The organism is Streptomyces mutomycini (assembly GCF_001700505.1).
GTDB classification, from domain to species: Bacteria; Actinomycetota; Actinomycetes; order Streptomycetales; family Streptomycetaceae; genus Streptomyces; species Streptomyces mutomycini.
Window position 1 is genome coordinate 1 of sequence record NZ_MAPV01000078.1, and the last position, 13,638, is coordinate 13,638.

General features: G+C 70.9%; 12 protein-coding genes and 1 pseudogene. 8 read left to right on the plus strand and 5 right to left on the minus strand.

Going from position 1 to position 13,638, the window contains the following annotated elements:
- The 4 genes and pseudogenes from BFF76_RS12110 to BFF76_RS12125 all read right to left on the minus strand — a co-directional run.
- Nucleotides 1-273: pseudogene (locus BFF76_RS12110) on the minus strand (protease inhibitor I42 family protein); the annotation flags it as partial.
- The gene (locus BFF76_RS12115) at nt 254-1,837 is read right to left on the minus strand and encodes a peptidoglycan-binding protein (protein ID WP_031095128.1); all 1,584 of its coding nucleotides are present in this window, start codon (nt 1,835-1,837) and stop codon (nt 254-256) included. The gene BFF76_RS12115 and the pseudogene BFF76_RS12110, both read right to left, overlap by 20 nt.
- A gap of 11 nt (nt 1,838-1,848) precedes the next feature.
- The gene (locus tag BFF76_RS12120; protein ID WP_244167264.1) at nt 1,849-2,256 is read right to left on the minus strand and encodes a hypothetical protein; all 408 of its coding nucleotides are present in this window, start codon (nt 2,254-2,256) and stop codon (nt 1,849-1,851) included.
- Nucleotides 2,257-2,494: 238 nt separating this feature from the next.
- Nucleotides 2,495-3,283, minus strand: a complete 789-nt coding sequence (locus tag BFF76_RS12125) for a DeoR/GlpR family DNA-binding transcription regulator (RefSeq protein WP_079122379.1) — start codon at nt 3,281-3,283, stop codon at nt 2,495-2,497.
- Between the two features lie 334 nt (nt 3,284-3,617).
- On the opposite strand from BFF76_RS12125, the gene BFF76_RS12130 reads away from it, so the two are divergent.
- The 8 genes from BFF76_RS12130 to BFF76_RS12165 all read left to right on the plus strand — a co-directional run bounded on the left by BFF76_RS12130 (nt 3,618) and on the right by BFF76_RS12165 (nt 12,769).
- Nucleotides 3,618-4,685, plus strand: coding sequence for an ABC transporter substrate-binding protein (locus tag BFF76_RS12130; RefSeq protein WP_065848189.1), 1,068 nt, complete (start codon nt 3,618-3,620; stop codon nt 4,683-4,685).
- 34 nt (nt 4,686-4,719) lie between these two features.
- Complete coding sequence (locus BFF76_RS12135) at nt 4,720-5,574, plus strand: ATP-binding cassette domain-containing protein (RefSeq protein ID WP_079122376.1); 855 nt, start codon at nt 4,720-4,722, stop codon at nt 5,572-5,574.
- Nucleotides 5,571-6,821: a sugar ABC transporter permease gene (locus BFF76_RS12140; RefSeq protein ID WP_053929664.1), complete on the plus strand. Its 1,251-nt coding sequence runs from the start codon at nt 5,571-5,573 to the stop codon at nt 6,819-6,821. Before BFF76_RS12135 ends, BFF76_RS12140 begins: the two co-directional genes overlap by 4 nt.
- A 4-nt stretch (nt 6,822-6,825) precedes the next feature.
- The gene (locus tag BFF76_RS12145; protein WP_065848190.1) at nt 6,826-8,337 is read left to right on the plus strand and encodes an FGGY-family carbohydrate kinase; all 1,512 of its coding nucleotides are present in this window, start codon (nt 6,826-6,828) and stop codon (nt 8,335-8,337) included.
- Nucleotides 8,334-9,830 (plus strand): FGGY-family carbohydrate kinase, encoded by a 1,497-nt coding sequence (locus BFF76_RS12150; protein ID WP_031095113.1) that lies wholly within the window; start codon nt 8,334-8,336, stop codon nt 9,828-9,830. Before BFF76_RS12145 ends, BFF76_RS12150 begins: the two co-directional genes overlap by 4 nt.
- Nucleotides 9,827-10,450 (plus strand): histidine phosphatase family protein, encoded by a 624-nt coding sequence (locus BFF76_RS12155; RefSeq protein ID WP_065848191.1) that lies wholly within the window; start codon nt 9,827-9,829, stop codon nt 10,448-10,450. The genes BFF76_RS12150 and BFF76_RS12155 overlap by 4 nt, the downstream gene beginning before the upstream one ends.
- Nucleotides 10,447-11,481: a 2-hydroxyacid dehydrogenase gene (locus tag BFF76_RS12160; protein WP_031095110.1), complete on the plus strand. Its 1,035-nt coding sequence runs from the start codon at nt 10,447-10,449 to the stop codon at nt 11,479-11,481. The genes BFF76_RS12155 and BFF76_RS12160 overlap by 4 nt, the downstream gene beginning before the upstream one ends.
- Nucleotides 11,482-11,599: 118 nt before the next feature.
- Nucleotides 11,600-12,769 carry a hypothetical protein gene (locus BFF76_RS12165; RefSeq protein WP_031095108.1) on the plus strand — a complete coding sequence of 390 codons (1,170 nt, stop codon included), beginning with the start codon at nt 11,600-11,602 and terminating at the stop codon, nt 12,767-12,769.
- 149 nt (nt 12,770-12,918) lie between these two features.
- On the opposite strand, the gene aztA is transcribed toward BFF76_RS12165, so the two are convergent.
- Entirely contained in the window at nt 12,919-13,620 is a 702-nt protein-coding gene (gene aztA / locus BFF76_RS12170; RefSeq protein WP_031095106.1) for a zinc ABC transporter ATP-binding protein AztA, read from the minus strand.
- Nucleotides 13,621-13,638: the final 18 nt, after the last annotated feature.

The window sequence follows — 13,638 nt, forward strand, 5'->3', positions numbered from 1 at the left end:
CGCGTAGTCCCGGCCCCGGCTGACGAGCACCGAACTGTCGGGCCCGGGGTCGACCAGATACCAGTACTCGCGGGTGGAGGCGTTCTGGTCGACGGTGAGCGTGAAGCGCTCGCCCGGCTCGGCAGTGATGCTGGTGTCCTTGACCGGGTGGCTCGTGGTGCGCGCGGAGCCGCCGGCCGGTTCGTCGCTGCCGGAGCCGCAGCCCGTGGCGAGAGCGAGGAGCGCGGCCGCCGCGATCGCGGCACCGCCCCTGCTACCGCGGAAGGTAGACACTGTACGCGTTGGGGAGATCACTGTCGGAAGCCTTGCCCATGTGGCCGTTGATGAAGTCGTCCTCGCTGACCCAAGTGGTCGAGCCCCAGGGGTTGTACACCTGAAGCATGTCACCCTCCTGGGCGATGATGGTCATCGCGTGGGCGCCGTCCTTGCCCGAAACGTCGACCGGCACCGGATGCCCCTGCGCCACCGACTTCTCGACTTCGGTGAGGACCGCCCTGCGGTCGGCGGCGCTGTCCAGGTCCTGACGCTGGTAGTCGCTGCCGGTGGCACTGCCGACGGCGGTGTCATTGATCCGTTCCTGCCCCTCGGGCCCCATGCCCGTCCAGTTCTCGCCGCCGTCGCCTTCGGTGTGCAGCCGGTGCTGTTCGGCCACCAGCCGCTGCCTGAAGGCGTCGGGGTCGTCCTCCTGCCCGTCGGGACCGCCGGTGAGTTCGAGCGCGTACAAGGGGTCGATCATGGCGCGGGAGGTGACGGTGGACGACGCCACGCAGGTGCCCTCCGAGCCGTCGCCGCCCTGGATCCACCGCTGACCGTCGAACGTGACGGAGTCCGTGTTGTTGTTCGAGCCGTTCGCCGCCAGGCCCTCGTCGTTCATGCTGTCCTCGGCGGTGACCACCGGAGTGAGGTGCCGGCGCATCCAGTCGGGGTCCTTGCCGTGGATCTTGTCCTGGAACTCCCCGATATCGGCGACACTGTGGCCGGCGGCCAGGGCCTTCATCAGATAGGCCCGCTCCTGCGGGTTCTCCGATTTCGCCAGCATCCGCTCCATGGCCATCTCGTCGTCGAGGCTCAGCAGGTCCATACGCGTTGACGCGCGCGCCAGCTCACCGGCCTTGAGGATCTCGTTCAGCTCCGTGTCGGCGCCCGCGACACCCGCGTCGGCGAGCATCAGCTTGTCGACGGCGGTGAGTTCGCTGGTCTCCATCTTCCCGGCCCGGGCCTCGGCGGCCCACTTGTTCAGGTCGCGGGCCGCGACGCGGGTGGCTTCCTGCGCCTCGGAGACGGCGGCGTGCATCAGGTCGACCGCGTAGGAGCCGAGGTGGGCGGCGTTCTTCCGGTCCCACTCCTCCTCGTCGTTCTCGCGCAGGTCGTCGAAGAACCCGTCCCTGCCGCCGAGCATCTTCTTCTGCTCCACCAGCTGTCCGCGGCCCTGCTCGTCCTTGCGCTGCGCGGCGCCGATCGCGTCGGCCAGCGTCAGCAGCACCGTCGCGCTTTCCTGGAACGCCTCGCTCATCTGGGTCGCGGCCCGCCCGGCGGCTTTCACCACGTCGGAGGCCAGGACGCCCGTGTCGCCGGCCCACACTTCCGGAAGACCCTTGCGACCCACCCGGTCGACCTGGTCGAAGACGCTGCCGACGTTGCCGACCTGGCTTCGGTAGAGGGTTGCCAGGCCCTCGATGACACCTTGGTTCCCGCCCGGTGCGGGCACCGAGAGGGCGTCGTCAATCAGGTCGAGAACCTCGTTCTTGCTCCCGGCACCGAGCAGCTTCTTGGACAGCCCGGCGAGCCACGCGAGGCGGAAGGAAGGGGAGTCGAAGGGAGAGGGGAGGAACGACACCGGCTCGCTCCTCAGTAGCTCGACAGGACCGAGCTGCGCCCGCCCTGCTTCGGTGTGCCGCTGACACTGCTCGTGCCACCGACGGAGACACTGTCCACGCCTGTCATCACCAGACCGTCGCTGCCGCGGTAGGCGCTCTTGGCCAACTGCACCTTGCCACCGAGCTCGTGCAACGCCGACGCCAGTGTCTTGGCCTCCGCCTCCCACGCCTTGACGAACGCGTTGAGCGCCGAGGCGGCGTCATCGCCGCCGGCGTCGTCGTACGAGTAGCTCGTGCGGGACTTGACGGCCGAGCTGACGCCGTCCATATCCGTTCCGGCGTCGTCGAGTTGCTGGGCCTGGCCGGTCATACCTGCCTTGATCCGGTAGCCGTCGAAGCCCACCGCGCCTCCCCCGTATGCGTTCGATCTTGACCGCACGCAGGCTAACACTCACTACATATAAGACGATCGCATGTCATCCGCCCCACACAGCTCCTCGACATCACCCACCCACGGCACTCCTGAGCGCTCGTCCCCGGCTCGGCGATCGGGCGTAACTCATTTAGGCGTGCGGCGCGTTCGGGCTGACGCCGAGGCCCACCCCTCTCTTCCTCGAACCCCGAACCTGCGCATCCACCTTGCAGGGCGGGCCCGGCGCACCCAGACCCGGAATCGACTACGGACGCGGCTGTTCGGGGCGGGCCACGAGGACCTCGACGCCGTCGGCCTGGAGCGCGTCGAGGTCGAAGGCCGGGATGCCGGAGTCGACGATGACGAGGTCGAAGGCGGTCACCGGGGCCAGCTGGTAGAGACCGCGGCGGCGGAACTTCGTGTGGTCGACGAGAAGGACCTTGCGCGCACAGGCGTCCATCAGGGCACGCTTCACCGCCACCGTCTCCTGCGACTGGTGGTAGCAGTGGCCACGCGTGATGGCGGTCGTGGAGGCGAAGAGCGTGTCGGCGCTGAGACTGGTCACGGCGTCCACGGTGCGCAGGCCGAGGAAGGCGTCGTAGGCCGGGTAGTAGGTGCCGCCCAGCGAGATGAGCTCGATGCCCGGGCTGTCGGCCAGCGCCTGGGTGACGGGCCCGAAGTTGGTGATGACGGTCAAGGGGGTGTGCCGGTCGAGGAGACGGGTGAGCGCCAGCGCCGTCGTACTGTCGTCGATGACGACCGCTTGCCCGGGTTTGACCAGGGGCAGGGCGGCGCGGGCGATGGCGTCCTTCGCCGCGGTCATGGCGCGGGCACGGTGGCGGACATCGCCGTGGAAGGCGGTCGAGGGCTGGGCGGTCGCGCCGCCGCGGACCTTCCTCAGCCAGCCCCGGTCCTGCAGGTGGTCGAGGTCCCGGCGGATCGTCATGGCGGTCACGCCCAGTTCGTCGGCCAGCTGATCGATCCGGACGAACCCCATGTCCACGACGCGCCCCTTGATCCGCTCCCTCCGCTCGCGGGGTTTCCTGCCGCTCATGTCGGCCGGGTGCCGGTCGTCTGCTCCCATGGAAGCTCCTGTTCCTTTTCTGTGAAGTGAACATCCCCGGACCGGCCCCTTGCCTCGTTCCCCGCTCCCTCCGCAGAGGCCGTCTGTGCACCTGCCGGCACTGTCGCCCGCTTCGGGACGACGGCATACGGCCGGACCTCTCATCACGCCTCGCGGATCCCACCCGCCCGCCATTTCGCCGAGCGAACATCGAAGGCCGGATAAGCGGCACGGCAATTGTTCAATTACTGCGGTCCGTTGACACAAATGAAACATCTGAGTTTCCTGAGCGTTGCCTTCAGTGTCCATGAGCAGGGAGTGGAACATGAGAAGACCGGCACGTCTTGCTCTCATAGGGATCCTCGCCATGGGCACGCTCGTATCGTGCGCGGAGGAACCGGCTACGAGTGGCTCCGACGACGGCAGCGGCGTGGGCAAGGTCGCGTTCCTGATGCCTGACCTCGCCTCCACCCGGTACGAGCAGTACGACGCCCCACTCTTCAGGAAGCGCATGCGTGCGCTCTGCCAGGAGTGCGGGGTCATCTACCAGAACGCCGACAGCGACGCCTCGTTGCAGCAGCAGCAGGCCAACTCCGCAATGGCGCAGGGCGCCAAGGTAATCGTGCTGGACCCGGTCGACTCCGACTCGGCGTCCACCATCGTGCAGACGGCGCATTCCCAGGGCGTCAAGGTGATCGCATACGACCGGCCGGTCTCCAAGAAGCCGGCGGACTTCTACGTCTCGTTCGACAACGAGGCGATCGGCGAGTCCATCGGCCGGTCGCTGGTCGGCCGTCTCGAGAAGGCGGGGGCGAAAGGCGGGCTACTCCAGGTCAACGGTTCTCCGACCGACGCGGCTGCCGGGCTGATCAAGAAGGGCATCCACAAGGCCGTGGATGACAGCGGGTTCGACCTGCTCGCCGAGTACGACACCCCGGAGTGGTCACCGGAGAAGGCGCAGCAGTGGGTGAGCGGTCAGATCGCCCAGTACCCCGGCGGGATCGCCGGTGTGGTGGCCGCCAACGACGGCACCGGGGGCGGGGCGATCGCGGCCTTCAAGGGCGCCGAGGTGGAGGTCCCTCCGGTCACCGGCAACGACGCCGAGCTGGCGGCGGTCCAGCGCATCGTCTCGGGCGACCAGTACAACACCATCAACAAGCCCATCAAGACGGTCGCGGAGGCGGCGGCGGAGGCCGCCCATCAGCTGATGGAGGGTGAGACGCCGAAGGCGGACTCGACGCTCTTCGGCACGCCGTCGCAGCTGTTCGAGCCGACGGTGGTGACCCGGGAGAACCTCAAGGAGGTCGTCTTCGGCCCTGACGGGGTGCTCAAGGCCGAGGACGTCTGCACCCGCGTGTACGCCGACGACTGCCGGCGGCTGGGCATCGAATAGCGGCCGTCCTGTGCCAGAGCGAGAGAGGGGACCCATGACAAGCTCCGCGATCCCCGGGACGGCCTCCGGTACGCCTCCCGGACCGGGCCCCGGAACCGCCGGGACCGGCGTGCTGTCGCTGAGGGGAGTGAGCAAGCAGTTCGGCGCGGTCGCGGCGCTGAGCGGGATCGACCTCGATGTCGCGGCCGGTGAGGTGGTCGCCGTGGTCGGGGACAACGGGGCCGGAAAGTCCACACTCGTGAAGATCCTGTCGGGGGTGTACGCCCCCGACGCGGGGACGGTCTCCGTCCACGGCAGGGAAGTCTCGTTCGATTCCCCGGGCGCCGCACACGCGCTGGGCATCGCGACGGTCTACCAGGACCTGGCGCTGTGCGAGAACCTCGACGTCAAGGCGAACCTCTTCCTGGGCCAGGAGCTACGGCCCTGGATGCTGGACGACGTCGCCATGGAGAAGCGGTCCTGGGAGCTGCTGCGTGAGCTGCGCGCCAGGATTCCCTCGCTCGACGTCCCGGTGGCCGCGCTCTCGGGCGGTCAGCGGCAGACGGTGGCGATCGCCCGGGCTCTGCTCGGCCGGCCGGAGGTCGTCCTGCTCGACGAACCGACGGCCGCCCTCGGTGTCGCGCAGACCGCCGAGGTGCTCAACCTCATCGAGCGGCTGAGGGACAACGGGCTCGGCATCGTCATGATCAGCCACAACATGGAGGACGTCCGGGCGGTCGCCGACCGGGTGGCCGTGCTCCGGCTCGGCCGCAACAACGGTGTGTTCGACGCCCGGGGGGTCTCCTCCGAGGAGATCGTCGCCGCGATCACCGGCGCCGCCGACAACGCCGTTTCGCAGCGTGCCACGCGGCGCGCGGCCATCCCTCGGGAAGAGGAGGAACAGCAGTGACCTCTCTCGGTTCTCCGGTGGCGGCGGCCACCGGCCGGCCGGACGAGCCTCCGGCGGCCCGGCACGGTTTCCGCGACAGCGTCCGCGGCACGGTCCGCCGGGCCCGGGACGGCGACCTGGGCATGCTGCCGGTCGTCGCCGGTGTCGTGGTGATCTGGACGATCTTCCAGTCGCTGAACCGCACCTTCCTGTCCAGCACCAACCTGGTGAACCTGGCGTTCGACATGGTGCCCCTGGGGGTGATCGCGCTCGGCATCGTGTGCGTCCTGCTGGTCGGCCAGATCGACCTGTCGGTCGGCTCCGTGAGCGGCGTCGCGGCCGCGACCACGGGTGTGGTGATGGTCCGTCACGAGCAGTCGGTGTGGCTGGCGATCCTGGTGGCGGCCGGCGTCGGCGCGCTGATCGGCTGGCTCTACGGGCAGGTGCTCAACCGTTTCGGTGTGCCCAGCTTCGTCGTCACCCTGGGCGGCCTGCTGGCCTTCCTCGGCACCCAGCTCTGGCTCCTGCGGGGCCAGAACGCCATCAACCTGCCGTACGACTCCGGCCTGGTGAGGTTCGCGCAGGTGTGGTTCGTCCCCGACGTGGCGGCCTACGCCCTCATGCTCCTCGCGGCGGGCGGTTTCCTCGCGGTCGGCCTGACCCGGGCCCGCAGCCGCCGCCGTGCCGGGCTGTCGTCCGTCTCGCCGCGGTGGCTGGCGGCGCAGTCCCTCGCGCTGGCGGCGGCGCTGCTCTTCGCGGTGTACTACCTGAACCGGACGCGCGGTGTGCCGTGGATGTTCGTGCTCTTCGTCGGCCTGGTCCTGATCCTGCACTACGTCCTCACCAGGACCGGGTTCGGCCGGTCGCTGTACGCGGTGGGCGGCAACGCGGAGGCCGCGCGCAGGGCGGGTATCGACGTACGCGGCGTGTACACCGCGGCGTTCGTCCTGTGTTCCACGCTCGCCGCGACCGGTGGGGTCCTGGCCGCGGCCCGTCTCGCCGCGGCGAACCAGAGCACCGGCACCTCGGACGTGAACCTCAACGCCATCGCCGCCGCGGTGATCGGCGGGACGAGTCTCTTCGGCGGCCGTGGTTCGGCTTTCGCCGCCCTGCTCGGCGTCGTCGTCATCCAGTCGATCTCCAGCGGGCTCACCCTGCTCAATCTCGACTCCTCGTACCGATTCGTCATCACGGGCTGCGTGCTGCTGGTCGCCGTCGGCCTGGACTCCGCCGCCCGCCGTTCGCGGCAGGCACACGGAAGGGGCTGAGGGCATGACGTCGCTGGCCATCGACGCCGGCACCACCACCGTCAAAGTGGTCGGATACGGATCGGACGGGGAGGAACTGACAGTCTGTCACCGGCCGACCCGGGTACTGCGGCCCCTGCCCGGCCGGGCGGAGCAGGACATGGGCCACGTCTGGGGGGCGGTCGCCTCCGCCACCCGCGAGGTGGTGGCCGCGCTGCCCGAGCCGCCGGAGCTGGTCGCCGTCACCGGGCAGGGAGACGGAGCGTGGCTCGTCGACGACCGGGGCAGGCCCACCGGGCCCGCCGTGCTGTGGAACGACGGCCGGGCCGCCGATCTGGTCACCGGGTGGGAGCGCGACGGCACCCTGGAGGAGGCCTTCAGGATCTGCGGCTCCCGGCTGTCCACCGGCATGCCCAACGCCGTACTGGCCTGGATGCGGGAGCACGACCCGGACCGGACACGTCGCTCGCGCCACCTGCTGACCTGCGGCGGCTGGCTCTTCCTGAAACTCACCGGAGAAGCGGCCGTGGACGAGTCCGAGGCATCGGCGCCCTTCCTCGACCTCGGGCGACGCACGTGGTCCGACCGGCTGTTCGAGCTGTACGGCGTGGAGTGGGCCCGCGACCTGCTGCCCCCGCTCCGGGACGACGACCACCGGGTGACCGCGCTCAGCAGCGCCGCGACCGAGGAGACGGGGCTGCCCGCCGGGATCCCCGTGGTGCTGGCGCCCTACGACATCTGTGCGACCGCCATCGGCTCCGGGGCGGTCAGCACCGGCCGGGCCTGCACCGTACTCGGCACGACCCTGTCCACCGAGATCGTCACCGACTCCGCCGACTGTGTGCTTGACGACGAGCCGGTGGGCATCACCGTCACCCTGGGCGTCCCCGGACACTATCTGCGCGCGTTCCCCACCATGAGCGGCGGCGACATGCTGCACTGGGGCGCACGGCTTCTCGGGCTCGGCTCGGTCACCGACCTGATGACCCTGGCCGAGCGCGGCGCCGAGGACACGGCCGGAGTGCGGTTCCTGCCCTATGTCTCCTCCGCCGGTGAACGCGCCCCGTTCTTCGACCCGGGCGCCCGCGGTTCCCTGTCCGGTCTGTCCCTGGACAGCGGCCGCGAGGACGTGGCCCGCGCGGTGGTGGAGGGCGCCACCATGGCCATCCGCGACTGCCTCGCCGCCTCCGCGGCCGCTCCGGAGCTGTTGACCCTCAGCGGCGGCGGTGCCCGGAGCGCGTACTGGACACGGCTGATCGCGGATGTCGTCGGTCTGCCGGTGGCGATCACCGCGGACACGGAGACCGGGGCCCGCGGCGCCTGGCTGACCGGCATGGTCGCGACCGGCCGTGAGCCGGACTTCGCCACCGCGGCGGCACGGCACGTGCGGATCTCCGCCACCTGCGAGCCTGACCCCGCCAAGGGCCGGGCCGTGGGCGACCGATACGCGGAGTTCCTGCGGCTGCGGGAGCTGCACAGGCCGATCTGGGCGCTCGGACGCGGCGGCGCGGGCCTCGCCGGCGGAGCCGGCGCGTGACCGGCGCCGCCCCGGACGTGTGGCTGGGAATCGACCTGGGCACCCAGGGAGTCCGTGCGGTCGCCGTGACCTCGGACGGCCGGCTGCTCGGCACGGGATCGTCGCCGCTGACCAGTCACCGGCGGGGCGAACGCCATGAACAGGACCCGCAACAGTGGTGGAGCGCGGTCTGCTCGGCCGTCGGGCAGACCTGCGCCGCAGGCGCCGATCCACGCCGTATCCGGGCGGTGGCCGTCGACGCGACCTCGGGAACCGTCACTCTGACCGACCGGCACGGCCGGTGCGTGACCCCCGGCCTCATGTACGACGACGGCCGCGCCACCGTGGAGGCGGAGCAGGTCAACGCGCTCGGCGAAGAGCAGTGGGCCAAGGCCGGCTACCGGCGGATGCAGCGGTCCTGGGGGCTTCCCAAGCTCCGCTGGATGCTCGACCGGTACCCGCACGCGGTGGCGGACGGCTGGCGCCTCGCCCACCAGAACGACGTGATCAACCGCAGGCTCGTCGGGCACGACGTGCCCACCGACACCAGCAACGCCCTCAAGTCCGGGGCCGACGCGGCGACGGTGACCTGGCCCGAGCAGGTGTTCGCCGAGCTGGCGATCCCCACGGGGGTCCTGCCCGGTCTGGTGGTGCCCGGCACGGTGGTCGGCGAGGTGTGCGCCGGTGCCGCGGCCGAGTGCGGGCTCGTCCCCGGCATTCCCGTGGTCGCGGGGATGACCGACGGCTGTGCCGCCCAACTCGGCTCCGGGGCGACCGCGGTCGGCAGCTGGAACTCGGTCCTGGGCACCACACTCGTCCTCAAGGGCGTCACCGAGGACCTGCTGCATGATCCGAGCGGCATCGTCTACTCCCACCGGTCCCCCTCCGGTCACTGGCTGCCCGGTGGCGCCTCCAGCACCGGGGCGGGCCTGGTCGCACGGGAGTTCGCGGGCGCCGGCCTGGACCGGCTGACCGACGAGGCGGCTCCCCTGCTGCCCACCGGCCTGCTGCGCTATCCGCTGGTCTCACCCGGGGAGCGGTTCCCCTTCGTCGCCCCGGACGCCGTCGCGTTCAGCAGCCGCGAACCGGCGGGCCGCGCCGAGGACTTCGCCGCACTGATGCAGGGCGTCGCGTATCTCGAACGCCTGTGCTTCGACTACCTGGACCTGCTCGGCGCCCCCACCGACGGGACGGTCGTCCTCACCGGCGGCGCGACCCGTAACCCGGTGTGGAACCAGCTGCGCGCCGATGTGCTGCGCCGGCCACTGTCCCTGCCCCTCCATGCCCAGCCCGCGCTCGGCATGGCCGTACTCGCCGCGTCCTCCTGTGGGGGTGCGGGCGGTCTGGACCGTGCCGCCGCCGCGATCGTACGGCCCGGCCGGGTCCTGGAGCCGCGGTCCGTGCATCGGTCCGCCCATCAGGAGGGCTACGCCCGGCTTCTCGATCTGCTGGTCCAGCGCGGCTGGCTGTCCGAGACCGTCTCGGCCCACGCACGGGAAAGGACCGCGCCATGAGCCTTCATGTCTTCCTCGTCCGGCACGGGGAGAGCGTCTGGCACGAGGAGAACCGCTACGCCGGGATCACCGACATCGACCTGTCCGAGAACGGCCACGTCCAGGCCGCCCTGCTCGCTTCCTGGGCGGGGCGGGCGGACCTCACGGCGGTGTGGTCCTCCCCGATGCGTCGCTGCCTGCAGACGGCGGAGGGGAGCGCGGCCCGCGCCGGTCTGCCGCTGTCGGTCGAACCACGGCTGCGCGAAGTCGATTTCGGCATCGCCGAGGGGATGACCCGCGCCGAGATGCGGGAGCGCCTGCCGGGCACGCTCAAGGCATTCGAGGCCGATCCTGTGGGCAGCCACTTCCCACAGGGAGAGGATCCCGCCGCGGCCGCCGAACGCTGTGCCGGCTTCCTCGCCGGCCTGCGGGCCGGTCAGCGGGAGGGACGCGTCCTCGTCGTGGCCCACTCCACCGCGATCCGGCTCACTTTGTGCCGACTGCTCGGTGTGCCACTGCGGGACTACCGCCGTGTCTTCCCCCACCTGGCCAACTGCGCGCTCAACGAACTGATCCTCCGCGACGGCACACCCTCCCTGCTGGCGCTGAACCAGCACGTGACCCCAGGAGTACCGGAGTGACCACTATTCTCGCGGCCGGCGACCACTTCGTCCGCAGCTCCCTGTTCACCGACAGCCTCCGTCCGCTCGCGCCCGGAGCCGCCTTCCGTGAACTCACCCTGCCCTGGCCCGTCGAGCCCTTCGGTCCGGTGGCCGAGGTCCACGAGGCCTCCGGCACCGAGGAGCAGCTCATCGAGGCCCTGGACGGTGTGGACATCTGCGTGACCCAGATGGCACCGCTGACGGAACGGGTCCTCGACGCGAGCCCCGGGCTCCGCCTGTTCTGCGTCGGCCGGGGCGGCCCGGTCAACGCCAATCTCGCGGCGGCGACCCGGCACGGTGTCGCGGTCACCTTCGCCCCCGGCCGCAACGCGACCGCCACCGCCGAGCACACGGTCGCCCTGATGCTTGCCGCGACCCGCCGCGTCCCCGAAACCCACCACGACCTCACCGGGGGCATCTGGCGGGGTGACTACTACCGATACGACAGCGTCGGCCCCGAACTGGAGGGCAGCACGGTCGGCATCGTGGGATACGGCGCGATCGGCTCGCGGGTGGCCCGCATCGTCCGCGGTTTCGGTGCCCGTGTCCTGGTCGCCGACCCGTACGTCGGCGAGGCGGACCTGGGCCCTGCGGAACTGGTGGACCTCCCCGAACTGATGCGCCGCTCCTCCTTCGTCACCGTGCACGCCCGGGCCACCCCGAAGACCGAGGGGCTGCTCTCCCACGAGCTGATCGGGCTCATGCCTCCCGGCGGCGTTCTCGTCAACTGCGCCCGCGGCTCCCTGCTCGACTACGACGCCGTGTGCGACGCCCTGGACGAGGGACGGCTCTTCGGCGCCGCCTTCGACGTCTTCCCCGAGGAGCCGCTCCCGGCCGGCTCCCGGCTGCGGCGTACCCCCAACGTCGTCATGACCCCGCACCTGGCCGGCGCCAGCAAGCAGACCGCCCACAACGCGTCCGCTCTCGTGGCCGATGAGGTCGCCCGCTTCCTGGCGGGCCGCGCCCCGGCCCACTGCGCGAACCCGGAGGTGCTGCGGACCCAGCACTGACGGGCACCCCAGGCGTTCTCCCCGCTCGGGCACCACCGGGTTCGCCCCGCGCTCGCCCCTCGGGCGTCGCGGGGCCCACGGTGCGGCCCGGCTCACGACCCCGTGGAAAGGAAACCGCGTGCGCCGCGAACTCCGGACGTTCCGCTCCGTTCTCGTCGCCGGGATCAGTGTCCCGGCCTTCCTCCTTGCCGCCTCTTCCCCCGGCAACGCCGCCGAGGGTGACCGCGGCGGACGGCAGCCCGCGCTCCCGTCCTACGTACACGGCGGAGCCTGGCCGACCAGCCATCTGCAAGGGGTGACAGTGGACCGCAAACGCGGTTTCGTCTACTGGTCGTTCACCCAGAAGCTCGTCAAGACCGACCTCGGCGGCAAGGTCGTCGGGACCGTCGAGGGCCTCACCGGTCACCTCGGTGACATCGACGTCGACGACCGGGACGGCAGGGTCTACGGATCGCTCGAGTACAAGGCGGCGGAGTCGTTCTACATCGCGGTCTTCGACGGCCGCGGGATCGACCGGGTGGGGATGAACGCCGAGCGGGACGGCGTCATGACCGCGGTCCATCTCGACGAGGTGGCAGCGGACTTCACCGCCGACATGGACGGCAACGGCGTCTTCGACGGCGACACCGCCGCCACCCCTGACCACCGCTACGGATGCAGCGGCATCGACGGCGTGTCGTTCGGCCCCGGGTTCGGCGAGCGGGGCGGCAGGCAGACGCTGAAGGTCGCCTACGGCGTCTACTCCCACACCGGCAGGACCGACAACGACCACCAGGTGATCCTGGAGTACGACATCAGATCCTGGGGCAGGTACGCGCGGCCGCTCTCCCAGGACTCCCCCCACCACAGCGGCCCCGATCACCACGACGGCAAGTTCTTCGTCCACACCGGCAACACCACCTACGGCGTGCAGAACCTCCAGTACGACCCGTACACCAGGAACTGGATCATGGCGGTCTACAAGGGCAGGAAGGCGGGCTTCCCCAACTACTCCTTCTTCACCGTCGACGGCTCCGCCGAGCCGGTGCGCGGCGAGATCAAAGGACAGCCCGTGCCGGAGACCGGCCGTCTCCTCACGCTGCGCGACGCGGGTCTGCGCGACGACGCGACGGGCATCCGGGGCTGGGAGTTCCACGGCAGCTACGGCTTCGACGCGCTGGGCGACGGACGTTACTACGTGGCCGAGGGCCGGGCCGTGGAGAAGGACGGCGTCGTCCAGCAGGAGGGCGAGATCCGTCTGCACCGCTGGACGGGCGAGACCCCGGGACCGTTCGCCCCCCTCGGCTGACGGCCGCAGGACCGGACCTCGCCCACCCCGGCCACCGGCTGACGGCCACCGGACCGGGCCGTCGCCCATCCGGGCCGCCGATGAATACGTCCGCCGATCGCCCGGTCGGACCGCCGGCCCCGGACGGCGCGATCGCCGCCTCGCCCGCCTCACTCCCTCCGCGGAAGTTGCCAGACCTCGTCGATCGCGTCGCCGGTCAGCACCTCGCGGGGGTCCCCCTGCCCCCGCAGCCGGCCCTCCTGGAGCAGCAGGACGTGGCCGGCGGACCTGGCCACCTCGAGGTCATGGGTCGCCTGCACGACCGTCACCCCCTCCTCCGTGACCTCGGCCAGCACATCGGCGATGAGCCGCTGAGCCGTCGCGTCGAGGCCGGTGGTGGGCTCGTCGAGCACGAGCAGATCCGCCTCCTGCGCCAACCCCTGCGCGACGAGGGCGCGCTGGCGCTGGCCCCCCGACAGCTCCCCCAGCTGCCGGTGGGCGAGGGAGCTGATGCCGAGCCGGCGCATACTCGTCTCCACGACGTCCAGGTCCCGCCGTGAGAGCCGTCGCCACGGCCCGCGCGCCCCCCACCTCCCCATCGCCACGGTGTCCCGCACGGTCAGCGGCAGCGCATCGGCCGCCCTGCTGCGCTGTGTCACGTACGCCGCCCGTCCGTCGGTCCGGCGCTCCACCTCACCCGCTGTTACCCGGATCACCCCGGCGATCACACCGAGCAGCGTGGACTTGCCCGAGCCGTTCGGTCCGACCACGGCGGTTGTGGTGAACGCCGGTATCCGCAGGGTCAGTTGATCAAGCACCGCACGGTTCGCATAACCGGCCGACACGCCGTCGAGCCCCACCTGTCGCTGCATCTCCGAGCCTCTTTCCGC